Genomic DNA, 24,418 nt, shown 5'->3' on the forward strand with positions numbered 1-24,418 from the left:
AAGGTAAATCGGATGAAATTTTCAGAAAAAGAAATACAAAACTACATCTGGGAAAATAGAGAAAATTTTTCTTCTTTCTTGGATGAAACTCATGACTTAGTTGAAGTTTCCTTTAAAGACGACTTATCTGATGTGAATGCGCAATCACTAATCCGTAATCGCATTAACAAAAAGTTAAATAAGCTTCACTCTAAACTCTTTGGTATAGAGCTTATGGGATGTGAAGTTCCTCTTGAGCAAAAATCAAACTCTACGATTAGGGCTGATTTCCTTGCTACTTTTCCGGGTGATACTGGACTAGCAATCGTCGAACTAAAGAAAAGCTCTCAAACAGAGAGACAGGCGTTTACAGAGTTGCTCGCTTATTCAAACCACCTGACTACCTTATTTCCTGCAATGAGTAGAGAAGATAGCGTTTATATTCTCATATCACCAATGAAAACTCGTATCGCTAGAGATGCGGTGATACAGAGCTTAACGTTTGATAATCGCCAGATTGTCGCTCTAATACCTGAGTTGGAAGATCCCGAGGACATTACTACATTAAAATTAAAGCTGTGGGTACCAACAGATTCCGAATTAGCTAAGTTCAGCAATGTAGCTTTTAATGAAAACAATTTTAGTGTTTGTAAAATTGTGTGGGAATACGACGAAGAGCGTTGGGATGCAGCAAAAGGCAAGAACCCAAGCCCTGAGTTGATTGAACAATTTAATAGTGTTGCTGCTCAAGCAGCACAACAAATGGAAGAAGCAGGCATCCATGGTTTTACCTATTGCTCTCAAACTTGGTCAGAGTTAGCAGACCATCTTCCATATACCAATTCGTTAGTATTGGTTGGCTTGAACCCTTATGCTGTTGGAGGAGCACAGCATTTAGTGGAATGTCACAAAGCAAAACCAGAAGATATTCCGCATCCATTAGCTTTTCTTCCGAATATCAATGAACTTATCCCTAAAGGTATTAACTCCGAGGATTCTGAATATGTTATGTCCAATTTATACTCAGTATGGAGTTCTCAGCTATTTATAATCGGTAGAAGGGTTGTGGAATCTGCTACTAAAACAATTGATGGTAAAGAAGGTCATATCGATCAGGGCTTTCTTGATTGGAGCAGTTATCAGTCGGAACTTTTAGAAGACGTTTTTTGTCATAATTTTTTGGTAAAACCAACAGGACTATTGAGAGTTCTCTATGATGACGTAATGCAATTAGACTATGACCTTTGTCAAAAAGTCGGTCTCGAAAACCATCCGATTCATGGAGATATGCCTTATCTCGGAGTTGACTATTTGACATCTCATTCTTACTTTCGTCCCTTTATACTGAGAATGTTTTATGGAGTGGAGGCATATTCCTAACAAACTGTTTAAGAGTGATTCGCAACGCGTGGCATTTTTATCATGCGTTGGTTTTAGTGTTTAAGGTGGTATGCGGAAGCTTCGGTATTGCGTTGCTCACACCTTAACAGGGCGTTATGCAACATAGTTAGGGTTCAGTATGAAAATTAAAAAGACACCAGTCGGGCAGAATATACTGGACGGATTGGGTGATACGGAAAATAGCTACGAGATGATACAAGACTTTTTGCCAATAATTGGTGAAATAGTTGTTGCCTTTAATGCGTTAGAGGCAAGTCTCGATAGTCTGCTATGCGAGACATTTTCTGATCGATCAGATCAAAAAGGCTTACTTGTCTTACATTCCATGATGTATTCAACGAAAGTTGATCTATTTAAAAAGTTTAATGATGATTTCATTCGTGGCTTTGGGTGGGATATCAAAGAGTACAAGCCCTTGATATCTAGCCTCAAAGAATGTGGAGTACTAAGGAATAAAGTAGTTCATGCCAATTGGGAATACACAGATGAAGACGGATATACTCAAGTTAAGTTCAAAGTCGGAAATGACGGGCTTGAACACGAGCTATGCCAATTTTCTGTTGAATCACTAGATGCAATAGTTGAAAAAATTTACCAAACCAGACATGCCTTGAGTGATTTTGATCAAGAATGCAGTTACAAAATCTCAGAATGGAATCAACAAATTCATGACCGAAATGAACTTAGAAATCGCTCGGAATGATTGCATAACAAACTGTTCAAGAGGGATTCGCAACGCGTGGCATTTTCACTATGCGTTGATTTTAGTGTTTAAGGCGGTTTGCGGCGGCTTTTGTATTGCGTTGCTCACCCCTTAACAGGGCGTTATACGTTTCAAGGAGGAAACAGTGATCAAAAATGATGAAGAGTTAAAATTGGCAGCAAATGAGGTTTCTCAAAAGCTACAGCAAATTCAGGATTATTTAGGAGATGGCAACCATGATGATGCGAAAATTCGTTTTCCATATGGATATATAAGACGTTGTGATGAGCATCGTTCACGATATAGCTTCCTCACTTGTTCGATTTTAAAAGACAATATTTCCTATGCGTTGCTTTCAACGGATATTTATCGCTGGATGTTGAATCGAACAAATATTCAAGGAACTGCCCAAGAAATGCTGATTAAGCAAGGTATCTCAATAATAGGCAACATAGTCGAATCAATAGGAAAAAATTATCTTCACGGGCATGGGGGTAGGAACAATTACAAGCGCAGAACCGAAATACTTGTTGAGAAAAAAGTTATCGAACAATCGTTAAAGAATGATTTGGACTGGCTTTGGGACCAAAGAAATAATATTCATATAGTTTTAGTTTCGGATAGGGAATACCAACAATACACTATGCAAGACTATAATAAGGCGATCCGCACGTTACACCAATTTAGAAACGCGCTTAATGATCATGGCCCTCTCTGAGAAAAACGTATAACAATCAATTTAAGAGGGATTCGCAACGCTTGGCATTTTTGCTTCTACTTCAAATTAAGTGTTTATGGCACAATGCATTAGGTTTGGGTGGTAGCGTTGCTCACCCCTTAATTGGGCGTTATATGCCAGATGAAGAAAGCCAAAAAATTCAGGTTAAAAATCTCAGTTTTCATCACCTGGTTTTGGCTTTGGAGTGTCAGATTTCTCCGGTTTTGATTCTCGTTTTCTTCGGTTAGTGACTCAGTTTCGGCATGCCGTTTATCGGTGGTTTTCTTCTTTGGAGCTGATAATACCAGGTCAACTTGAGCGAAATTTTTCGCTGAAACTCAGCTCTGTGTGTTTGCCTTTTTAAAAGCGGAATTGCTTGTTGAAAGGGCGCTTTCTCTGGTGTGGTGCGTTCACGTGGTTTCAGTGGCAAGTCGCTGCAAGTCAAAGCCTGACTTAAATGCATCAAAGCACATAAAAAACCATGGTTTCAAAGTATGGCTTGGCTTAAAATCTCAGGCTTGAACGTTCGCATATAACAAAGCGTTCAAGAGGGATTTGGCACGCGTGGCATTTTTAATATGCGTTGGGTTCAGTGTTTACGGCGCTATGCAGAGGCTTATGTATTGCGTGCCGGCACCCCTTAACGCGGCGTTATACGAATAGAGGGAAATTATGTACAAAAGTACTGATTTTAACTTGGATTCAAAAGAGTTCAGGTTTAAGAAAGACTCATATCCTTTGTCTAAGATAAACAATGTTAGGGTTAAAAAGTTAAGTTTTCTTGATAATTTAGGTCAAGTTTTATTCTGGGTGTGTGTTTTTTCAGGGGCAGTTTGGTTAGTTATTCCAAGGTTGGAAGAGGTGCCACAATGGCTACTAGTTTTAGTTCTTAGTCTGACGGTTGTAGGTTTGGTTTTTGCTCTTTTTCGTTGTTCTAAATATGCACTTCAAGTCGAGTTTCGCCACATAGATGAAACGGGCGTTCAATGGGTTAATGTCGCTAAGTCATACTCAAAGTCAGATTGTGAGTTATTTGAACAGCAAGTGTTGGCACTGAAGAAATTCGTATAACAAATTGTTCAAGAGTGATTCGGCACGCGTGGCATTTTTACTATGCGTTGGTTTTAGTGGTTAAGGTGTTATGCGGAACCTTCGGTATTGCGTGCCTCACACCTTAACAAGGCGTTATGTAGCTAGGTAAGAAATGGAGTATAAATGCTTGGTTTAGTTCGATTTGTATTGGTTGCGAATGTAATAGCAGCCGTAATAGTTGTTGGTCTTGAGATGTCTACAGGCTTCTTTGGACTTAAGTTTGTGTCGGACTACGCATTTTTCATCGTAATGCTTTTATGGGGAACAACCGCCTTATTTTTCATGTACCCGCCTCTAGGTGGTATAGGGCAGTCCGACGACAAAGTTGATACGGTTACAGATTCTATGGTTGACCGTACTGTAGCGGATGAAGTTGATGAAGAACGGTTTTCAGAAAACACAGTTTTTTGCATCAAGCTACTTATATCTGGGGTGCCTGCATTCTTGGTTTGCATCCTAGCGAGCATCGCTACATAACAAGCAATTTAAGAGGGATTCACAACGCTTGGCATTTTTGCTTCTACTTCAAATTTAGTGTTTATGGCACAGTGCTTTAGGTTGGGTGGAGGCGTTGTTCACCCCTTAATTGGGCGTTAGTTGTTGCCGGAAATCTTGAACTCATGTACAAAGCAATTCCAATTACAATAGGAGTTAAGTTGCATGAGTTTAGTTGTACGTCATGTGACTCTCGATGATGCTGAAGGCATTACAAATGTCCTCAATCCCATCATTATTGAAGGCTTATACACAGTATTGGACACAACCTTTACCCCTGAAGAAGAAAAAGAGTTTATTGCTCAATTTCCTGAGCGCGGTGTGTTTACAGTTGCGTTGTCCGGAAGTGACTCAACGGTTATTGGTTTCCAAAATATTGAGCCGTTCGCACAATACACAAAAGCTTTTGACCACGTGGGCATAATTGGTACGTTTGTCAGTGAAAATGCTCGTGGTCAAGGTGTTTCAAAAGAGCTTTTCAACTCGACATTCGAAGTTGCAAAGCAAAAGGGCTATGAAAAGCTATTTGCTTACGTCCGTAGTGATAATGAGCGAGCTTTGGCAACTTATCTTAAACAAGGCTTTGAAATTGTAGGTACTGCGAAGAAGCATGCAAAAGTTCGCGGGGAATACGTAGACGAAGTCCTCATAGAGAAGTTTTTGTAGGTGTTGAGTAGCAAAAACTAACAAGGCATTTAAGAGTGATTCGCAACGCTTGGCAGTTTCGCTTCGCTCAAGTATAGCCAAGCGTCGCTCACACCTTAACGCGGCGTTAGTCGCCAGAAAAAGCTAGCAATCAAAATCATGTTTCTGAGCTTAAAATTTAGCAGCAGTTTGTTTGGAACACAGATTCATCGTCGACCCTTAGAACTTAGTTTTAGCTGTTTTGAGTCCAAAATTTTGCAAGTGTCCTAGCGATTGTTTTGTTCTTTGGTGCTGACAGAGCAGGGCAATCGAGAGTTTGTTTTTGGTTGCAACTCCGCTCGGTGAGTTTGTTGGTACAAAAGCCGATTTACTCGCTGAAATGACGTTTTCTCTGGTGTGGTAAGTTCCACGTGGTTTCAGTGACTTTGTTGAAAGTCCGTACTGTGAGATTGGCTTTCCAAAAGCGCTTTTTGGTGTTGTCAGTCCGTTTTCTACGACGTTGTTTGTTCTAAGTGGTTTCATTGAGTAGCCGCTTTGAGACTAGGCCTGACTTAAATGCATCAAAGCACATAAAGTTTGTTGTTCGCAAAGTTTTGTTCGGCTTAAAATTGTCGCTCGGTGCCTCGCGACTAACAAACTGCTCAAGAGGGATTCGCAACGCGTGGCATTTTTACTATGCGTTGAATTTAGTGATTAAGGTGGTATGCGGCGACATCGGTATTGCGTTGCTCACCCCTTAGCAGGGCGTTAACTGGCGCAGAAAATACGAAAGCACATTGATACGGTTTCTAGGTCCAGAGGTCTAGCGTGTTCGGTTGGTTTCCTTAATTTAGCTAATGCGACTAATTTAAATTTGGTACTTAAGTTTACTGATGTGAAAGGCGGCACAAAGCCTTCTAATAATATAAGGCATTCGCGATTAGTTCGGCGAACTTACATCTCCGAAGTATGGTGTTGTGAGACACATTTCAAACTAAAGATAAACTGTAATCTTTTGGTTAAACACATATTTGAGTTAGCTTTACTAATCATTAATTAGTGAAACCAGCTTTGGCTACAGTGGCTGTAAGCTCGGCGAAAACTGAAGGGCGCTCAGTTAACAAACTGTTCAAGAGGGATTCGCAACGCGTGGCATTTTTACTATGCGTTGATTTTAGTGTTTAAGGTGGTTTGCGGCGGCTTCGGTATTGCGTTGCTCACCCCTTAACAGGGCGTTAGGTGTTTAAATAAGGTTCATTATGGAAGTTCAAGAAATTTCATTTTATTCAGATCCTAAAGTGTGGTCTGCGGCTATCGCATTTTTAGCTTTGGTGCTATCACAACTGCCCCCAATTCATAAGCTTCTGCGCAGAGGGAAACTTGAGTTAGATGTGTATGAGAAAGTAGGTGTAACGCATATGTTGGGAAACCCTAACTTGCAGTTGCATATTATCTTAAATAATACTGGTGGAAAGCCGGTAACGATTACGGGCTTGGATGTTTTCTTAAAACAAGGAAGTAAGGCAATTGGCAGTATTTCAGGTAAGAACTACATAAAAACGCCTGAGAAAAGCGGACAAGTTCTTTTAACAAAGTTTAAGTTAAAGTCAGGTGATGAATGGGCTCATCTGACAAATTTTTATAATGATTTTTCTCAACGTGACGAGAAAGAGTGTAAATCCCTTACTAAACGTGTACGTGATGATATCTCCGATAATTTAGAGAAAAGACCCAAAGAAACGACAGGGTTAGTCGAAATTTCGGATTCTTTACTCACTGAAGTACGTAGTTTTTCAAACTCGCACAACGTTTGGGAAACGGGAGAGTATCGTTTAGAACTTAATGTTATATGCTCTGATTCAAAATATAACATATCCAAATCATTTAGATTCACTTTGTATGAATCAGATTCAGATGAGCTGAAAGAGCAAATTGACAGTTATAAATATGGTGAAGGTATTGTCTATACACCAACAGACAAAAACTTGTGGCTTTTGGTTAGGTTAGATGAAATAAACACCTAACAAACAATTTAAGAGTGATTCCCCACGCTTGGCATTTTTGGTTTGGGTTAAGTTTAGTGTTTGCGGCGTCTAAGTTGAGTATAGTGGTAGCGTGGCTCACACCTTAATTGGGCGTTATGTGCTAGAGAGATAAACGTGAGAATCGAAGAAACTCAAGAATCTGACCTTAACCAAGTTGTTGATTTGGTTAAGCGCGTTGTCGACAAAAATATCCTTCCTCATTTCAGCAATGAAGGGCAGGCGTTGTTTTCTTCAAAAGTGCGGTCTGATGTTGAAACTACATTTGATAAATCAAAGTTTCAAAACCTTAAGCTGATAGAAAATAACAAAGTCATTGGTTTTGCTGCGTTGAGAGAAAATGATTGCATTACTCATCTGTTCATTGATACTAACTTTCAAAACAAAGGGTTAGGCAAACTATTGCTAGATAAATTGTTATCGCTTACTGAGTCCAGTGAAGTAAGATTGAGATCGTCTGTTAACGCGCAAAAGTTTTATGATTCTCAAGGTTTTGTTGCCACAGAAGGTGAGCAAAACGTTAATGGCGTAAGGTTTGTTCCAATGCGACTAGTTCGCACATAACAAACAATTTAAGAGTGATTCAGCACGCGTGGCATTTTTAGTATGCGTAATGCCCGAGGAAGATTGTTGGTATGAAGGACTTTTTGACAATGGTAGAGATGACTGCTGGTTCAATCAAACGAACAGAAAAACACTAATACGTGAAGGGCTTGCAAACATACAGCTGCCTAATAGCGATAAGAACCTTATTCTTTTCCATTCAGGGGGGGGGGGGAGATGGTTTCTATCCGGTAATTGGCGGCTACGACTCGAATAATAATTTAGTCGCAGTTCATACAGATTTCTTTGTTGTCGACATATCTGAAAATAAAGTTGAATCAGCGTCCATAACTTTGTTGAGATCTTGGTAAAAGTATTACCTAACAAAGCGTTTAAGAGGGACTTGGCACACGTGGCATTTTCAATTTGTTAGGGTGTTATGTGGTCACTTCTGTATCGTGTGCCAGCGTCCCTTAACGCGGCGTTAGCTGTCTACACTAAAGTTGGTGTAAAAAACTTAATGCTCAATTTCATTTAAGTTAGCGATGTCTCTATTAATGATGAAACGGATCTGTTGTAACAATACTCTTCTGTTAATTTCATTGATTTGATAGCTAGGATAAGAGCAATGAAAAAACTAGATGAAGTTAAACTAAATCTAAAGCGAACAAATCAAATGGGAGAGACAACTTTAGGTAAGTTGACGATTGAGGGAGTAAGTAAAAGTTGGTTTGTATTGGAGCCCGCAGGACCAGACTCGATAACTGAAGGATCCGATAAAAGGATCAAGGCAGGGGCTTACAAATTATTGCCTTATAGCTCACCGAAGTATCCTAATGTATATGAATTACAAAATGTTCCAGGGAGAACGTTTATTCTAATCCATGCCGGAAATTATCACAAAGACACTCTTGGGTGTTTGATGCCTGGTAAAACGTGGGGGAGTGTGGCTAAATCTCATTACTATGTAGGTAATAGTAAATCGGCTCTGAAAGAAATTTTTGCTGAAATCGCGAGCTACAAAAAAATTACCATAAATATATCTAATCAGTTGGAGCAGCAATGATGATAAGGAATATGGCAATCTTAATTGTGTCTGTTTTTTGTTCAGGACTACTGTATGCTAAGACGCCAGAAGTAAGTCTCTTACATAACTGGATGATAGAAAACTACAAATCTATTGAATCAAACCTTGAAAAAAAAGGCGGTTCGAAAATAGTTCCTACGCTTTTTTCTTTGGTAGAAATTTGGAAACGTAGAGACGGAGCTATTTCGGGAGAAGTTTCTCCCTTATTGTTGGTTGCACTAAAAGTTGAGCCTCAGAATACTTTACTTTTACTATCTGAAAACCCGGAGTCTTTTGACAAATGGTTAAGTGAGCTAGAAGGGATGGTGTTCACAGACCATACAGGCAATGAGGCGAATCGGTTAGAAAAGTTAAGAGTTGATGTATTAGCAACAATGAAATCCTACTCTATAAAACAGCCGGATAAGTTAAAGTTAATGGCTGACGCACTTGTTGAAAGGTTGGAGGTTATAAAGGTGAGCGTGATAGATTAAGCCAGTGCTAGTAGCCAGCTAACAAAGCATTTTAGAGTGACTCCCAACGCTTGGCATTTTCAGTTCAAGGTTGGGTTTCGTGTTTTAGGCACAATCGTTTAGTTTGGGTGGTAGCGTAGTTCATGCCTTAACTGCGCGTTATGCGCTTTACGAATTGAAACATGGAGAGTGTAATGGTTGTATATGGAGATTTGCAGTCAGGTAACTGCTTAAAAGTAAAATTACTATTGTCATTCCTTGGCATTGAGCACCAATGGAAACACGTTAATATCTTAGATAACGAGGCTAAAACAACAGAATTTTTAGTCCTCAATCCAAATGGTAAAATCCCGACAGTCGTTTTAGATGACGGTCGAGTACTCTGTGAGTCCAATGCAATATTGGGGTAATTCGCAAGTTGGACGGTTATGTAGGTATGTATTAACCACGCGCATAACATAGCGTTTAAGATAGATTCGCTATGCGTGGCATTTTAACTATGCGTTGAGCTCAGTGATTAAGGCGGTATGCGGGAGTTTCGGTATTGTGTTGATCACCCTTTAACAGGTCATTAGCCCTCAAAGGTCAAATATGGATATTTACCCAGAAATCGAGTTATCTAAAGCGCAGCATAATGCAATTGAGGCTCTGAGAAACAAGTCGTTTCCTGAACATCAGGTTGCTCGTTCTTACTATAAGCAACTCCCGCATATGAGAGTTCTGAAGTACGAAGGTGACCAGTTAGTTGGTTATATGGGATTAGACTACAGAGCTGTTCGCGTTGGTGATGAAATTTATAAAGTATTAGGTGTGAGTGACTTTTGTGTCGAGAGCACACTTCAAAGGCAAGGTATTGGCACAACAATGTTGTCTCAACTCAGCGAGTATGCGTCAACTAAAGATGTCGACTTCATCATTTTAGTCTCCGATTTGGATCGTTTTTATGTGGCTAATGGTTATGTGCGCCTTAACTCTCTAAGTTCTTGGTTGCGAGTTCATGAACATAAAAATTACGGTGTTGCTATAGAGCAAGTCGATGATTTATATGTTAAACCTATCAGCGGCAAAACTTGGGCTGTTGGTCATATAGATTGGTTAGGGTATATGTACTAGTCTGTAGTGGGCTACTAAATTGTTTGAAAAGAAACGCCACACGTGGCATTTTTAATTCGCGTAGCTTATACCTTACGAGAGCGCTTTTCCACAAGGAGTAATATGTGATTGTAGTAGCAAGGTTTTCTTTTCCTCATGAAGCTCATATTGCGAGAGCAAGCCTAGATAGTGTCGGAATAGAAAGCCACATTGCTGACGAGCACACGGTGAATACTCAGTGGCTTTATTCAAATGCAATGGGCGGCGTTCGTCTGATGGTGGCCGAAAGTGATGCAGAAGACGCGAAACAAATACTTAGCAGTGATTTCTCAGAATCATTAGAAAGTGAACTTGCCGTTGATGAAGGAAAAGATGTTTGCCCTAACTGTGGTAGTAAAGAGCTATTTGCATTTACAAAAGGTAAGCGTCCAGCTTTCTTAGTCTTTATTTTACTGGGTTTTCCATTGTTCTTTTACAAGCATGGTTACAAGTGTAAGCAGTGTGGGGAATTCAGTGAAAGGCTTTAATTTAAGTCGTTAGATAACAAAGCGTTGAAGAGATAATTTGCACGCGTAGCATTTTTACTTTGCGTTAGGTTGAGTGGCTATGCAGAAGTCAGAGTTATGCTTACTTCCAAGCAAAGCATTATACGATAGTGAAGGGACAACATTGAATGAGTGAAATTAAAACAATAGAGCAGTTAAAAGAAATTTACGCAGAGCCAAGTGCGAGAGCTAAAAATAAAGCGTTGCCTGCCCTAGATGTTCATGCGATTACATTAATTAATAATTGCCATTTTGCAGTTCTAAGTACCGCCGATACTCAAGGCTATATCGATCTCTCTCCGAAAGGAGGGGAGCCTGGCTTCGTAAAAGTTTTAGATGAATCAACATTGTTGCTCCCTGATAGCTCGGGGAATAATCGTATAGATAGTCTAAAAAATATCATTAGTAACCCCAAAGTTGGGTTGTTATTGATGGTAAATGGTATTGATGAAGTACTGCGTATTAAAGGAATTGCAAGTATTCACACAGACTCCAAATTGATATCTGCTTGCCCCGATGGAAGTAAAGATCCTAAGGTTGTTATCAAAATAGTCATCGAGAGTATGTACTTTCATTGTGCGAAAGCGGTGATGAGAGGGAAACTTTGGTCTGATTACTATAAAGTCAATCGCTCAATTCTCCCTTCATTAGCTCAAATCTTTAAAGATCAACAAAAGTTAGAAAATAAAGAGCTTAATCAAGAAGAGATGTTGAAATATTACCAATCCAGTCTTTAGAGCGAGTGTAGTAAAGTGTTTAAAAGGGAGAAAAATGCTTGGCTCTTTAGGTTTGACCTGCTGTACGGCACTATGGATTAGTTTTGGTGGGGATGTTATTCAACCCATAACGTTAGTCCACAAATAAACAATTGTTAGTCCAAATTTTAAAATGAAAAATGTAGAAAACTTTACTCTAGAAAATTACGTTTTGGCTAGTCCGGGAATTAGGTGTGTTGGACAAATGATCGACTTTTTTGTCAGTTTTAGCATTTTTACACTCGTTTTGTGGGGCGGCTTAGAAATCGGTATTGAAAAGGAACTTGTTCGCGCTACAGCAGTAACAGCGGCTGTGTCGTATTACCTTTTTTCTGATAGTTTCCCAAATGGTCAAAGTGTGGGCAAAAAAACTTTTGGGCATTGCAGTTATAAGTGCAAGAACGGGTAAAAGGTGCAATATTTTTCAGTCACTTTTTAGAAATATTATTACTCCATTCTTCGGTTTTATTGACTCAATTTTCGTTCTTGGTAAAAAGAGGCAACGGCTCGGTGATAAGTTAGTGAGAACAGTGGTGGTAGTTCACTAGCTTGTTTAAAAATTGACAGCGCTGGGGGTTTGGGTTCAAGTCGGGCTTTGTTTTCAGGGTGGAACAGCTTCGCTTAGGTGGTGGCGTTGCTCACACCTCAATTCGGTGTTAGGCAATCAGAATCAGTACGTAATTATGAATAAAGAGCATTCCGAAGCTTTCATTTTGGAGATTGATAAGGTTTTAGCCCCGAGCGGTTTCAAGTTTATCAAATCTAGAGGAGTATGGGAGCGCAAGGTGGGTAGGGTCGATGTCGAATGGTTTCACTTAAACTTTGGGCTTACTGTTTTGAACCCTTCCTTCGGGGTTAAATACAAAGATATAGAAAAGGTCTTACCTAGAGAAATGCGTTGTATTGGTGGTGTTTCTCGCATGTTGAGCAGTATCACTGGTAATTCATATACCGACGCAATTAGTCCTATAGCTTTCGCTTATATGGTAAAACAGTTACTACCTATTGAGTTAGAAAAACTAAGAGATAGAAAGCGGGTTATCGAGAGTTTAAAAAGCGAAGATGTAAAAGTCTGGCCCGTGTTCAGTTATTCCACTCGTATACGACTGCTTCCTTTGCTTCTAAGTAAAACTTCGCCAAATGAAGCAATAAAGTATATGGCCTATTTTGAGTCCGAACTTAGGACTCGTGATCAACTCATTCCAAACTATGATGCGTTCAAAGGTTACTTGTTGAAGCACTTGAAGGCCTAAAAATTGCTTCAATTGAGAATCGTGACAAGTGGCGCTTTTACTATGCGTTGAGCTTATTAAAAAGTGTTATACGAGAGCATTTGTATTACGTATATCACACTTTAGTTGGTTTTTATTCACCAATAACAAATCAAAAGGCTGGCCAAAAAATGTTAGTAACTAAGATTGAAACGGAACGATTAATTCTAAGAGAGCTAGTTGAAGATAATGCAAGCGAATTGTTTGGCATATTCTCAGACCATGAGGTCATGAAATATTGGAACTCTGGCCCTTGGGGTTCAATTGATGAGGCTCTAACATTTATAACCAATAGTACACAGGCTATGAATAGCAATACAGAAATGACACTAGGCATCTTCCTAAAGAGTAATGGCCAACTTCTGGGTAAGATAATGCTGTTTAACTACGTGAAAGAGTCCAGGCGCGCAGAAATTGGCTTTGGCGTTAGTCGCAATTTCTGGGGTAAAGGCATTGTACTAGAGGCGGGAAACGCATTAATCGAACACGCATTTAAGACACTGAATCTACGTCGAATAGAGGCTGAGATAGATCCAGACAATGTTTCTTCAGGTAAAGTCTTGGAACGGTTAGGTTTTATAAAGGAAGGTTTCCTAAGGCAGCGCTGGGAAGTGAATGGAGTTGTATCAGATTCCGCAATTTATGGGTTGTTAGCTAACCCTCTGAACAGCGTTTAGTATCCGGCCTTAAAAGCATCTAATAGATATAGCCTGCCAGCGCTCTATACGTAGCCTTATACTTGACGTTGAGGTTTCTCGGATTGACTTGGTAGACACTGAATGTACTATCAAGGAGAGGACTTACTGCAAGGATAGCAGCATGAGCGAGAAATTATTTTGGGTTAATCCCTACCAAACAGAACTTAACTCAAGAGTGACCAATGTAGACGGAAATAAAGTTGAATTGGACCAGACTATCTTCTTTGCGGAGTCTGGAGGCCAAGAGAGTGATAAAGGAACGATTAATGGTATTCCGGTTTTGATTGCTCAAAAGTTAGGTGTTCGACTTATTTACACATTGGAATCCTCTCCAAATTTCACTCTTGGTGACACTGTAACCACGTGTGTTGATTGGAAGCGTAGATACGCCTTAATGAAGCTACATTTTGCTGCCGAAGTGGTGCTCGAGATGTTTTATCAGCGTCGGGAAGGCATTGTTAAGATAGGCGCGCATATTTCTGAAAATAAGAGCCGCATAGATTTCGAGTGGTCTGAAAGTATTGGTCCGTTATTGAAAGAAATTGAAACTGATGTGCAAGATTTGATTAACTCTGATTCAGTTATTATTAGTGACTTTTCCGATCAAGAGAGTGAAAGAAGGTATTGGAGAGTGGATGGGTTTGCGCAAGTACCTTGCGGTGGCACTCATTTAAAGCGCACATCAGAAGTCGGCCAAATTCAACTAAAACGCAAGAACATCGGTAAAGGCAAAGAAAGGGTTGAGATAACCTTATGCTCGTAAGTCGATACACGTGGCATATTAGTTCATGGTGAGATTCACATTTGCGATATGATGATTGAGATAGAGGGCGTGTTGGCTACTTCTTAACGAAACGCTACACGATAGGAGCGGGAGGATGATATGTCGAAGGTAGCATTGAAAGGCTTTATTTTAGTTCCGGAAAAGGATTTAGAGTTAGTAAAACATGAGTTAATAACTCACAAAAGGCTCACGCTAGAAGAGCCGGGCTGCCTTACTTTTCTTGTGACTCAAAGCCCGATTAATCCTTTTCGTTTTGATGTCTATGAGGAGTTCGTCGACAAAGCCTCTTTTAAACAACATCAGGAAAGAGTTCAAGCCTCACATTGGGGAAAAGTAACAGCCAATGTTAAACGTCAATACGAAATCTTTGAATGTGTGCATGACTAATCGAATCGGAGTGATTTAGAGCGTTTACGCTTTGTTTTTCAGGTGATTCTTCTATGTTGCTTTATTCATCTATTAAGCTGGTTTAGGGAGCTTGATATTTTGCCGTATTAAATCTAGAAACTTTACTGGAAGTGTTATGTTTAGAGTTGTGTATGAATGGCGTGTGCCAAGTGAAAAAATGGATGAGTTTCAAAATATATGGCGTTCAACGACAGATTCAATTCATCAGTCAGTAGATGGGGCGTTTGGTAGTTTTATGCTTCGTTCTTATGATGTACCAGAAAAGGTTTTAACTATTGCCAAGTGGCGAACACGTGAAGACTGGGAGCGGTTTTGGGGAACTAATAACCCAGAAAAAATGAAGAAGATGAGTGAAATTGCAGAGCGTATTTCAGTTGAATCATTCGATGAAATTGAAGATAGAACTAAGTAGGGCCAGAGGCAAACAATAGAAACGTTAAAGTGATGCCTAATGCACAGTTTGGCGGACAATATGAAAGACAACCTTAACCAAGGAATAGGGTTATGCAGATTTTAATCGTTGGAGGTAGCAAGGGTCTAGGAAGGTTCTTGGCTACGAACTTACAGGATACAGAAACTTATACTATTTCTAGATCAAAGCTAGTTGAGGATGGAGTAGCTTCTGTTCGTCTTGATGTTAGTCCGGAGAAAAAACCAGATTACACGTGCTTCAAAGGTGTAGAGTTTGACATCATAGTTTATTTGGCGTCGATGTGGGGAGAGTCTTCAGAATTGACAACAAACGAACTGATTGAGTTTATGAATGTTGGCCCGATTGGGTATCTTAATTTAGTCAATGAGCTTAACGCTTTAGGTTCACTTAACGATAAATGCAATATTGTATCTATTGGCTCTACAGCAGAGCTTTCAGAAAGTAGTGAATACCCTGCATTCGCCCTCAGTAAAAGATTACTCAAAGATATTTCTAGCCAGCTGCAAAACGTTTATCGTGATTACCGCTTTACTCACTTTACAATAGGTGGGATCGGGCATGCAGAAGAGGAACGTATTGAGTATTCGAGCGTTCTGGAAATTATAAATACGCTAACTAAGCTAGATCCAAACACATACCTTTCAAATATGCATATAAAGTCCAAGCTAGGAATGTAGCTCTCAAGCTGTATTACGTACCTGCTTCTATGATTTGGCATCATGTGCATTCTTTTTATTGAGCTATGGTTATAACTCTAATGAAAGGAGTTTACTTATGTCATACATTGATGGGTTTGTCGCTGCAGTACCGACAGCGAATAAAGAAAAGTATATCGCACACGCAAAAATAGCAGCAGAAATGTTCAGGGAGTTTGGGGCCTTAAAGGTTATTGAGACGTGGGGAAGTGAAGTACCAGATGGTGAGATCACATCATTTCCCATGGCAGTTAAAGCTGAAAGCAACGAAACCGTTGTGTTTTCATGGGTAGTCTGGCCTTCAAAAGAAGTTCGAGACTCAGGGTGGCAGCGGATCATGGGTGATCCTCGAATGAGTCCTGAGAATAACCCAATGCCCTTTGATGGAAAGCGTCTCATTTATGGTGGATTTGATGTTATTTTGGAGCAGTAAAATACCAGAGAGCCCCGGCTTGATTCGTGACACTTGGCGCGTTAATCAGGATTACGCTTCTGATGTACATTATTCCGCGATAAGCGTTGATAAAACTCCATGTGGAGGCTTAGAGTAAAAATGGAAGGGATAAATTATTCACTGATTGTCGTATCAGCTATAGCTAGCCCCGGGCCTGCGATGGCAGGCACGTTAATGAACTACGGTCAACGCCTTGATAACCAACGGAAACCTAGACGTTGCATTACTTATAGTTCGATGAGATGTTATCCCGCAAGACGTTAATTTGGAGAAAAGAATGGATTCAAACTCACTATTATTATTTGTTGTCGCTTGTCTCGCTATCAACATGATTCCTGGACCTGATGTAATTTATATTGTTTCCAATACAATGAAAGGTAAATTATCTGCTGGGCTGAAAGCGGCTCTGGGGCTTGGTGTTGGTTACTTTTTTCATACACTAGCGGCATGTTTAGGTTTGTCAGCAATAATTCTGAGTTCATCTTTGGCTTTTAGCGTTGTTAAATGGTTAGGGGCCGCTTACCTAGTTTATTTAGGTGTTCAGTCATTACTGTCCATGTGGCGTGGAGAAAGTAAAATCGTTGAAAACAAAAATGTTGATAATAATAAAAATGTGTTTGTTCAGGGGGTTATTGTCAGCGTCTTGAATCCAAAAGTAGCGTTATTCTTCCTCTCATTTCTGCCTCAATTTATTGATACGTCTGCAAGCTCAACATCAATGCAATTATTAGTACTTGGCTTGCTGTTCAGCGCACTTGCGACGACATGTAACGTTTTGTACGCATCTGTGGGTAATTGGGTATTTAGTCGTTCACACTCTCAGCGTTACTCTAGAACTCTTGAAGGTGTTTCGGGTATTCTGCTTATCAGTCTAGCGAGTAAAGTGGCATTTAGTGATCGTTAGATACAGGGCATTTTATTCTCGTGATTTTTATATGGCTAATGTTTGCTCAACCTATACGTAAAATGAGTGCTATTGCATAGGTTGAATCACAAATTTCATAAATACCAATAAGTGAACGTATTTATTTATAGTATGGTTGGCGCGATTTTATCGTAGCTAGGTTAATAACATGAAAAATAAAGTAATTCTGTGTTCCGCATTCCTTTTGGGTTTGTCAGGTTGTGCTTCTGTTCCTACTGTTGATTCGACAGTATCAAATCAAATGAAATCATTTGAAGCACCTCAAAAGGGGAACGCAGGGATTTACATTTATCGAGAAGATGCTTTTGTCGGAGCAGCGCTTAAAAAGTATGTTTACGTCGATGGGGAATGTATTGGTGAAACAGCTCCTGGTGTATTCTTCTACCATGAGGTCGAAGGCAATAAAGAACATCAAGTAAGTACAGAGTCTGAGTTTTCTGAAAATCACTTAACTATCTTAACGGAAGAGGGCCGTAATTATTTCGTTAATCAATACATTAAAATGGGTGTATTTGTTGGTGGTGCGGGCGTAGAACTCGTGGACGAAAGCAAAGGTAAAGCAGAAGTACTAAAAGTAGACATGGCAGAAAAAGGAAACTGTCCTTCGATCTAGTTTAACTGACTGATTTTACATTTAAAAGTACTTAAAAAAAACACAACCCAGCGCTTGACATGAAAAGTTCAACGTTGGGTTGCGTTTTTATGGCCAACAGCTTTTACTTGGTGTTGTTATTGGTAATACATAAGCGTAAATCAGCAACAAGGATGTGTAATGAAAAATAAGATGTGGATCTTCGCAATTATCTTACTCATTGGTGGGCCTTCACTATTGCCATTTAGTCTGGAAGTTATTTCTATCATCGAGTTATTTGGGCTGTTAGGGTTGTGGACGGTTTATTCATCCTATGCTGAGTATTTGATCAAGCATCCTCGGCTCAAAAGAGGCGCATCTTTAGCTACATGTTGGGATCTTCAACCTCAAATATTATTTTCATTTCGTGATATTAAAGTATTCCCACCGCTGATATTTCATATGTTTCCTGTTCAAAGTGTGTTGGTTTGGTCTTTAATTTTTACCTTTTCGGGCGGTGTTATTTGCCATTATGTAATTTGATCTAACCATTGTTCAAAGCATTTCCTTATTAAGTTTAATTACTTGTTTAAGCGGTTACGCGGGGATGAAACAGGTCATTAAATAACTTGGCGATCATCAAAATGAGCATGATGTTTACCAGCATGAGTAAAGGTGTTTCGATACGATACTCCGGGGTCAAGTTAAGTGCGCCTGAGGTTAATACCACCAATAAATTGACGCCTAAGACTCTATGGATCATCAGCTGTGGTGTAGAAAATACCTCCCAAATCAAAATAATATTGATGAAATAAAATAACCCTAGTTGCCAGAGCTCAGTCATCATGGGCATGAAGAAGATGTATTGCAGCAGTATCACTGAACCTGTTCCCAAAACGCCAAAGAAGGCATCTTTAACAACGCTAGGAGGCATTGTAGGTACTATTGATGAAAAGACACCGGCCAACATAGGGAATATAAACCCACCTGGTACAGGGAGATAAATCCAAACCAATAACGAGGTGATAAACATCGATATTCCTTGTAAAACCTTTCTGCGGTCTTCTTTCAAGTGCTGTATGAAAGTCCGGTGTTCACGATGCCAAGATGTTTTCTGGTTCACTTGTTCAGTCAATAAGGTACGACCAATTAGATGCGTGGTTGGCTGAGCGATATCAAATAGCGTCAGGTTTTGAGCCACAGGTTTCCAGTCAATATCATCACAGTGGGGCTTTTCCACTTGTTCAAGTAATCGTTCTTGAATACGTTTCATCTCTTCGAGGCGCTGATGCCACAGCTTTCGATGTTCTTTGAGGTGGTAACTGCCCGTGAGCGGTAATCCCAGTAGTTGGCACATCTTCTCAATGTTTGCTGTGTTGGTTTCAAGGGCATCAATATCAATGTCATTTGGTTTGTCTATAGCTTTAAGCAACACCTCACGGCTGCTCTCAAAGCGTTGAATGAAATTCTCTTCAGTATTCACTGACCAAACCAAACGATAAACAACGGAGAAGGTAATGATGCCAAGAATAGTTTCCTGCATTCGAAGTACTGCGAAATGGAACGTCACTTGACTATCAAACCCTCCCATACAAGCGATGATAGAGCACACCGCAAAGCCTATGGAGAACACATAACCGTACTTTTCGTCGCTCGACATGAAAATGCATACACCTAAAAATAGGGTAAAAAAAGTCAGGAACAAGAAGCGATCTTGAGAAAATGCTGTGATGAGGAAAAAGGCATAGCCAATGCCCAGTAGGGTTCCCACTAGGCGGTTATGACCTTTGTTTATCGAGTGAGCGAAGCTTTCATTTAATGCCATTACCGCGACGGCGATCGCTGCCCAATAGGGTTTCTCCCATTGAAACCATAAGGCGAGGCAGATTGCGATAACGATAGACAGCGCAGCTTTAATTGCTTCTTTGGTTGAGGCATTAAACATACATTTCACCGCACTTATTGTTTGATTATTTTGATGGATGCCGTCATACCGACGCGTAGTTGAAAATCTTTTGGTAAGTTGTCTAATTTCACTTTAATTGGAATGCGTTGAGCTAAGCGTATCCACTGAAAATTAGGATTCACATTAGGCAGAAGGTTGTTACCTGTACTACCGTCTTGCTTCGCGATGCCATAACCAATGCTCTTGATTTTACCTTCCAGCACCATTTCGTCGTGCATCATTAAGGTCACGTATGCTTTATCTCGTGGATCAACACCAACTAAATCCGTTTCTTTGAAATAGCCTTCGATCCAAAAGCTGTCTTCATCAATTAATGCTACAACTGGTGAGTTTGCGACAACTTGGGAGCCGGTGCGCAGATTAAAATTAGTGATGTAACCATTTGTTGGAGCGTACACCTTGGTGTAATCAAGGTTTAGCTTGGCTTCTTCAACATTGGCTTTCGCGAGTTCTACGTTGGCAACGGCTGTCTCCACCGCATTGTCTAGGTTATTCAATGTCAGTACAGGTACAGCGCCAGGTGTGCGCTTTTCTAACTTAAGTGCTCGCTGCTCTTCATTTTTGGCCTTTGCTAGTAATGCAATGGCTTGCTTTTGAGCTGCTAGCGCTTTGTGGTACGCCGCTTTATAAATGCTTGGGTCAATCTCAAACAGTAAGTCGCCCGCATTAACTTGGGAGTTGTCTTCAACATATACCTTGATGACTTGCCCGGTTACACGGGGCGTTATAGACACAATGTACGCGCTGACATGACCATCTCTAGTCCAAGGATTGTTTGAGTATGATTGGTAGTAACTGAAAATCACAGTGCCAGCGGAACACAGTAATAAAAATGTGATTAGATAACGTTTTATCACGGAATTTGCCTCAAAAGATGGTTATGAATCGACCAATAACGCCAGTAAAAATCACAATTAGGCTCAGCTCAGCAAGTGCTGGAAACGCAACGTATTTGTGTACCCCTAATTTTGTTGCAACGGTTCCAACCAAAATGGTGAGAATGTAAGCCAATGCAATAACCAGCAACAAGGGTGGGAAGTAAACTTCACCCCACACAAGCTCATGTGGCATTGAGTTCATAGTGCTTTTCTCTATTTATTTGATGAATGCAAAGATAAGAGAAATCCTACAAATGTAATAATCGCTTTTGTAGGATCAAATCCATCAATGTATTTTTTTAGAGAGTTCGTAATGAGTTACGTCTAATGTCGAACGTGCTTTAAGGGGAGTGTGAGTGCGATAAGTTTTCGCATTTACGTGCGGAATAACTACGTATCTAATGATGAAGATAAAAGCCTCGGGTCAACAGTCGCTCTTCCGAGCTAGCATTCTCAATAACTTGTGATAGTTTAGCCATGTAGCCCTAAGATATAAGAAAACCTATGAATTTTAGTCTTGAACAACTATTGGCATTCGTTGCTGTTTACGAGGAGCTTTCGTTTAGCAAGGCTGCTGTAAAATTGAATAAGCACAGAACAACCATCGGGCAGGTTATTACGAATTTAGAAGATTTACTTGCTGTGAGCTTGTTTAATCGGGTTGGCCGTTCCGTAGAACCCACTGAAGATGCTCGCCTTCTTTACCACTATGCAAAGCAAACAATTGAACAAGCCCGTACGTTCGACAAAGTTGCATTGAGCCTTGCTCATGGTGGCTTAGAGAGTGTCAGCATTGCCTATTCTAGTGCCATCCCACATCGTTTGCTGGTGTTACTTCGTGTTCAATTAGCGGCAGATTTTCCGATGATGCGAGTTAACTTTTTTGTTCGTAACCGTAACGAGATCAAAGAAGGTTTAGCGACTGGTGAGTACCAGTTCGGTATTGTCAATGTGCATGATAGCCGTGCAATACACAGTCTAGACTCGACGTTTTTAGGTCACTTCGAATTTGTTCCCTTTGTCCAGAAAGGTGGTGAACTGGCTTCTATGGCACCCGACCGAGTGTTAACTGCGTTGAGGAATAGCAAGCAATTTGTGTTGCGATCTTTCATTGAAGAAGGAATGGGTGAAAAAGTTATCGTCAGTTCGAATCATGAAGAAGTCGATCAGTTGGCTCTTGTTGTAAAAATGGTTGAAGCAGGGCTAGGGTGGGCAGTTCTTCCTAGAACGCTGGCTCATTCGGAATTTTCTAATAATGATATAGAGCCCGTTGAAGTCTGTGAATTACTAGAAGGCTTTAAGTTTGGTTTTGGCCTTTGGTGTCAACCCTCTAAGCAAATAGGGGATGTAAAAGACTCTATCATGAGGGTTGTTACGGCGTATCGGGAGAAGCTAATCCGCGATTTTAAAGCGACGCCATAACCGTATTCATCCAGACCACATTTATAAACAAGACTCAATTCGAGTCTTGTTTTTTTACTTGAAAAATTCTTTTCTTCTGATTGGACGTTAATGGTTATTGGGAGGGAGTAATCCTCTGTATGTGAGTATAAGATCGATGCTTTTTTTATTTATTCAAGCTTCGTTCAATGAGAAAGCTCATATCGCTCAGCCGCTGTTAGTTTAAGAAAGAGAGGCTGCAGTTATTTCACCTCTTGCTCTGATCTAAATAAATTGAGAACCAGTACCCCTAGAACTATAGCGATAGAAATAGAGACGAATCGAGTCATTTGAGCAGAAAATGATTCGATGCCCGTATTGTTAATAATCTGGTAAGTCAGCACAGTGAAGTTAGTAAAAAGCAATTGATAGATGGTTAAGTGTGTCTGTCGACGTATTGCAAAACACGCTAGTTGCAGGCCACAAAAGATGGTAACGCCAAGTACAACGTAAGTAGGTGCACCTGTGGCTACTGCAAGCATGCATGGAATAGTAAACAAGATCCCTAGGCTTGTAGTGATAATTCGATACCGCCCAAAGGAATGACTGTCTTGATTAACTGGGTGCTTAATCATGCTGCCAAATGTTATTGCGATCAATAGCGTTTGAGAGCTTCCAGATGATATTAGCGCGTACAAAACAACACACAATGCGGTTGCTTTAAAGACGATAAGCCCGATATGTTCGTTTGCACCATCAAGAGTGGTTTGGTCTGGTTGTATATCTTTTTCGTCCCCAGGGAATAACCAAAAGCTAATATATGTGGCAACCAACGCAACAATGAAGCTAGTAAATAAGACCCATGGCAACCCCTCAAGCGACAACCCCATTTGTTGGCTTGTGACCACGATAATCAATACAACAATCAAAGTGAGTGTCGAAACGATGTCTTTGGGATCGCGATGACTTCGGTAATAACTCCAACAGAGAAGTGACCAAGTAAACAGTAAGAAGCCACTAGGAGAGCTCATGAGCGCTCCTGCTAAAGTTACGATGCCAAAGCTGAGAAGTGAGAGTATTACCAGCAATTTCAACATCATGTTGAACGGGGGTTTAGATGGCATCAGTGTTAGAAAAATCACAACGAATATTGGCGCGATAAGGGGAGTAGGTGCACCTGAATACTGTAAGTAAAACAGTAAAAGAATCGGAGTGAAAACCAATCTAATGATTGGGTTTGCTGAACTATGAAACATAAGTCCAGATACTCAACACTCTCATCCAGAAAGAGGCCAGCCACTCTCCAAAGGTGCTTTGCTCAGTTAAAAAAGCGACCGTTGCTTTCGAACCATAACGTACGTTTTCGGGAATATCTCCGCCTTCAAAAACAATATTTACAGGATAGCGCTGTGCGTTTAAGGAATTATTGTCTGCAACCAAAAAGCCAGTTGTCGGATCGACGTCGTTACTGCCACCAGTACCCCAACCAATGCTTTCTACTCGCCCTTCAAACACTCTGCCAGGTAAAGCATCCAACACAATCTTTGTTTTTTGTCCCGCACGAACATGCTCGAGTGAGTTTTCGCGAACAAGCGCTGATACCCACACGCCTCTCGGATCAATGAAAGTGACAAGAGGTGAGCCAGTCGTCGCTTTTTGCCCAACAGTGAGTTGTAAGTTAGAAACGATCCCCTTTGATGGAGCAATCACTTTCGTTCGTTGTAAGTCGAGTTGCGCTTTTTCTAGATTTGCTATAGCTGCGAGAATCTGGGGATTATCTTGCCCTTCGGGACCAAGATTATGCTTGGCTTGAGCTAAGGACGCTTCTGCTGCCTCTAATGTGGCTTGAGCTCGTGCTTTGGCTTCGATGGCGTTGTCTAGCTCAGATTTACTCAATACCCCTTTTGCGGCAAGCTCGGTTACGCGAGCTGCTTGTTCTCTTGCGTTGTCACGAGCTGCGAGTGATTCAATGACCTTAGCTTGTGCCACTTCAACAGCCGCTGTGTTGGCTCCAATGTTTTGGCCAGCAATGGCTAAGTTTGCTTCGGCTGAACGCAGATTAATTTGATAATCTCTTGGATCAATTTCGAAAAGCACATCACCAGCATTAACGACTTGATTATTACGAACATGGATTTCAGTTAGGTTCCCCGAAACCTCTGGAGTAATACGGACAAGATAAGAATGAATCCGAGCGGTGCCAGTGATTGGTGTTACTCGATCAGCCCACAAGCTATATAGCCAAACCACAAAAACGAGGCCAATAATAATAAAGCTTAACTTTCTGGAAGATGATTCCGCTTTAGACATCCAATTCTCTCTTGTTACAATACGTTAGGTAAGCAATGTTACAACATGTGACATAAACAATGCTTCCAAAAAATCAACTATTTGTCGATAAGGTCATGGGATCGTTCCGAAGGTGCC

General features: G+C 40.4%; 30 protein-coding genes and 2 pseudogenes. 26 read left to right on the forward strand and 6 right to left on the reverse strand.

Annotated features, from left to right (window positions below):
* The first annotated feature begins 12 nt into the window (after nt 1-12).
* The 6 genes from FR741_RS07020 (at nt 13) to FR741_RS07060 (ending at nt 5,054) form a co-directional block, all read left to right on the forward strand.
* Entirely contained in the window at nt 13-1,359 is a 1,347-nt protein-coding gene (locus FR741_RS07020; RefSeq protein ID WP_025523526.1) for a hypothetical protein, read from the forward strand.
* Between the two features lie 139 nt (nt 1,360-1,498).
* Nucleotides 1,499-2,083: a hypothetical protein gene (locus tag FR741_RS07030; RefSeq protein WP_050567843.1), complete on the forward strand. Its 585-nt coding sequence runs from the start codon at nt 1,499-1,501 to the stop codon at nt 2,081-2,083.
* A 145-nt stretch (nt 2,084-2,228) separates the two neighbouring features.
* Nucleotides 2,229-2,801, forward strand: coding sequence for a hypothetical protein (locus FR741_RS07040; RefSeq protein WP_145473845.1), 573 nt, complete (start codon nt 2,229-2,231; stop codon nt 2,799-2,801).
* A gap of 672 nt (nt 2,802-3,473) precedes the next feature.
* Nucleotides 3,474-3,872 (forward strand): DUF6232 family protein, encoded by a 399-nt coding sequence (locus FR741_RS07045; RefSeq protein ID WP_017058505.1) that lies wholly within the window; start codon nt 3,474-3,476, stop codon nt 3,870-3,872.
* A gap of 144 nt (nt 3,873-4,016) precedes the next feature.
* Nucleotides 4,017-4,370, forward strand: coding sequence for a hypothetical protein (locus FR741_RS07055; protein ID WP_167426504.1), 354 nt, complete (start codon nt 4,017-4,019; stop codon nt 4,368-4,370).
* 183 nt (nt 4,371-4,553) lie between these two features.
* Nucleotides 4,554-5,054: a GNAT family N-acetyltransferase gene (locus FR741_RS07060; RefSeq protein ID WP_167426505.1), complete on the forward strand. Its 501-nt coding sequence runs from the start codon at nt 4,554-4,556 to the stop codon at nt 5,052-5,054.
* 198 nt (nt 5,055-5,252) lie between these two features.
* On the opposite strand, the gene FR741_RS23630 is transcribed toward FR741_RS07060, so the two are convergent.
* Nucleotides 5,253-5,555, reverse strand: coding sequence for a hypothetical protein (locus FR741_RS23630; RefSeq protein ID WP_101958703.1), 303 nt, complete (start codon nt 5,553-5,555; stop codon nt 5,253-5,255).
* Between the two features lie 716 nt (nt 5,556-6,271).
* Between FR741_RS23630 and FR741_RS07075 the strand changes: the two genes are divergently transcribed.
* The 19 genes and pseudogenes from FR741_RS07075 to FR741_RS07170 all read left to right on the forward strand — a co-directional run bounded on the left by FR741_RS07075 (nt 6,272) and on the right by FR741_RS07170 (nt 18,310).
* Nucleotides 6,272-7,036 carry a hypothetical protein gene (locus tag FR741_RS07075; RefSeq protein WP_167426506.1) on the forward strand — a complete coding sequence of 255 codons (765 nt, stop codon included), beginning with the start codon at nt 6,272-6,274 and terminating at the stop codon, nt 7,034-7,036.
* 135 nt (nt 7,037-7,171) lie between these two features.
* Nucleotides 7,172-7,618: a GNAT family N-acetyltransferase gene (locus tag FR741_RS07080; protein ID WP_012841740.1), complete on the forward strand. Its 447-nt coding sequence runs from the start codon at nt 7,172-7,174 to the stop codon at nt 7,616-7,618.
* A gap of 607 nt (nt 7,619-8,225) precedes the next feature.
* Nucleotides 8,226-8,663 (forward strand): DUF5675 family protein, encoded by a 438-nt coding sequence (locus FR741_RS07085; protein WP_041852942.1) that lies wholly within the window; start codon nt 8,226-8,228, stop codon nt 8,661-8,663.
* 11 nt (nt 8,664-8,674) lie between these two features.
* A complete protein-coding gene (locus FR741_RS07090; protein ID WP_146192903.1) occupies nt 8,675-9,157 on the forward strand; it encodes a hypothetical protein in 483 nt (160 codons plus the stop codon).
* A gap of 173 nt (nt 9,158-9,330) precedes the next feature.
* A pseudogene (locus FR741_RS07095) lies at nt 9,331-9,543 on the forward strand (glutathione S-transferase N-terminal domain-containing protein); the annotation flags it as partial.
* Nucleotides 9,544-9,727: 184 nt separating this feature from the next.
* Entirely contained in the window at nt 9,728-10,249 is a 522-nt protein-coding gene (locus FR741_RS07105; RefSeq protein WP_104971818.1) for a GNAT family N-acetyltransferase, read from the forward strand.
* Nucleotides 10,250-10,353: 104 nt separating this feature from the next.
* The gene (locus FR741_RS07110) at nt 10,354-10,755 is read left to right on the forward strand and encodes a putative signal transducing protein (RefSeq protein WP_104971817.1); all 402 of its coding nucleotides are present in this window, start codon (nt 10,354-10,356) and stop codon (nt 10,753-10,755) included.
* 146 nt (nt 10,756-10,901) lie between these two features.
* Nucleotides 10,902-11,510: a pyridoxamine 5'-phosphate oxidase family protein gene (locus FR741_RS07115; protein ID WP_167426507.1), complete on the forward strand. Its 609-nt coding sequence runs from the start codon at nt 10,902-10,904 to the stop codon at nt 11,508-11,510.
* 223 nt (nt 11,511-11,733) lie between these two features.
* Nucleotides 11,734-12,076 (forward strand): annotated as a pseudogene (locus FR741_RS23775) (RDD family protein).
* A 135-nt stretch (nt 12,077-12,211) separates the two neighbouring features.
* Entirely contained in the window at nt 12,212-12,781 is a 570-nt protein-coding gene (locus FR741_RS07125; protein ID WP_233059800.1) for a hypothetical protein, read from the forward strand.
* Nucleotides 12,782-12,930: 149 nt separating this feature from the next.
* The gene (locus FR741_RS07130) at nt 12,931-13,476 is read left to right on the forward strand and encodes a GNAT family N-acetyltransferase (RefSeq protein ID WP_167426509.1); all 546 of its coding nucleotides are present in this window, start codon (nt 12,931-12,933) and stop codon (nt 13,474-13,476) included.
* A gap of 109 nt (nt 13,477-13,585) precedes the next feature.
* Entirely contained in the window at nt 13,586-14,260 is a 675-nt protein-coding gene (locus FR741_RS07135; RefSeq protein ID WP_269819760.1) for an alanyl-tRNA editing protein, read from the forward strand.
* Nucleotides 14,261-14,380: 120 nt separating this feature from the next.
* Nucleotides 14,381-14,668 (forward strand): putative quinol monooxygenase, encoded by a 288-nt coding sequence (locus tag FR741_RS07140; RefSeq protein WP_167426511.1) that lies wholly within the window; start codon nt 14,381-14,383, stop codon nt 14,666-14,668.
* Between the two features lie 136 nt (nt 14,669-14,804).
* Nucleotides 14,805-15,101 (forward strand): antibiotic biosynthesis monooxygenase family protein, encoded by a 297-nt coding sequence (locus FR741_RS07145; protein ID WP_047009856.1) that lies wholly within the window; start codon nt 14,805-14,807, stop codon nt 15,099-15,101.
* A 92-nt stretch (nt 15,102-15,193) separates the two neighbouring features.
* Nucleotides 15,194-15,799 carry a hypothetical protein gene (locus tag FR741_RS07150; RefSeq protein WP_114324203.1) on the forward strand — a complete coding sequence of 202 codons (606 nt, stop codon included), beginning with the start codon at nt 15,194-15,196 and terminating at the stop codon, nt 15,797-15,799.
* Between the two features lie 97 nt (nt 15,800-15,896).
* Complete coding sequence (locus tag FR741_RS07155) at nt 15,897-16,250, forward strand: DUF1428 domain-containing protein (RefSeq protein WP_012841750.1); 354 nt, start codon at nt 15,897-15,899, stop codon at nt 16,248-16,250.
* 298 nt (nt 16,251-16,548) lie between these two features.
* Entirely contained in the window at nt 16,549-17,175 is a 627-nt protein-coding gene (locus FR741_RS07160; protein WP_150918836.1) for a LysE family translocator, read from the forward strand.
* Nucleotides 17,176-17,344: 169 nt separating this feature from the next.
* A complete protein-coding gene (locus tag FR741_RS07165; protein WP_005397344.1) occupies nt 17,345-17,809 on the forward strand; it encodes a DUF2846 domain-containing protein in 465 nt (154 codons plus the stop codon).
* 159 nt (nt 17,810-17,968) lie between these two features.
* On the forward strand, nt 17,969-18,310 hold the full coding sequence (locus FR741_RS07170; RefSeq protein ID WP_041852946.1) for a hypothetical protein: 342 nt from the start codon (nt 17,969-17,971) through the stop codon (nt 18,308-18,310).
* Nucleotides 18,311-18,356: 46 nt separating this feature from the next.
* Here FR741_RS07170 and FR741_RS07175 read toward each other — a convergent pair whose 3' ends face one another.
* Genes FR741_RS07175 through FR741_RS07185 form a run of 3 tightly spaced genes read right to left on the reverse strand, consistent with a single transcriptional unit; the run spans nt 18,357 to nt 20,813 of the window.
* Nucleotides 18,357-19,712: an FUSC family protein gene (locus tag FR741_RS07175; RefSeq protein WP_167426512.1), complete on the reverse strand. Its 1,356-nt coding sequence runs from the start codon at nt 19,710-19,712 to the stop codon at nt 18,357-18,359.
* Nucleotides 19,713-19,726: 14 nt separating this feature from the next.
* On the reverse strand, nt 19,727-20,590 hold the full coding sequence (locus tag FR741_RS07180; RefSeq protein WP_167426513.1) for an HlyD family secretion protein: 864 nt from the start codon (nt 20,588-20,590) through the stop codon (nt 19,727-19,729).
* A 10-nt stretch (nt 20,591-20,600) separates the two neighbouring features.
* Nucleotides 20,601-20,813: a DUF1656 domain-containing protein gene (locus FR741_RS07185; protein WP_012841753.1), complete on the reverse strand. Its 213-nt coding sequence runs from the start codon at nt 20,811-20,813 to the stop codon at nt 20,601-20,603.
* A 302-nt stretch (nt 20,814-21,115) separates the two neighbouring features.
* Here FR741_RS07185 and FR741_RS07190 point away from each other — a divergent pair, with 302 nt between their 5' ends.
* Nucleotides 21,116-22,033: a LysR family transcriptional regulator gene (locus FR741_RS07190; RefSeq protein WP_109170209.1), complete on the forward strand. Its 918-nt coding sequence runs from the start codon at nt 21,116-21,118 to the stop codon at nt 22,031-22,033.
* 221 nt (nt 22,034-22,254) lie between these two features.
* On the opposite strand, the gene FR741_RS07195 is transcribed toward FR741_RS07190, so the two are convergent.
* Together FR741_RS07195 and FR741_RS07200 are read right to left on the reverse strand one after the other, a co-directional pair.
* Nucleotides 22,255-23,247: a DUF2955 domain-containing protein gene (locus FR741_RS07195; protein ID WP_167426514.1), complete on the reverse strand. Its 993-nt coding sequence runs from the start codon at nt 23,245-23,247 to the stop codon at nt 22,255-22,257.
* Complete coding sequence (locus FR741_RS07200; RefSeq protein ID WP_046875202.1) at nt 23,237-24,301, reverse strand: HlyD family secretion protein; 1,065 nt, start codon at nt 24,299-24,301, stop codon at nt 23,237-23,239. The genes FR741_RS07195 and FR741_RS07200 overlap by 11 nt, the downstream gene beginning before the upstream one ends.
* Between the last annotated feature and the right edge of the window lie 117 nt (nt 24,302-24,418).

Origin of the sequence: Vibrio diabolicus (assembly GCF_011801455.1) — a bacterium.
Lineage (GTDB): Bacteria > Pseudomonadota > Gammaproteobacteria > Enterobacterales > Vibrionaceae > Vibrio > Vibrio diabolicus.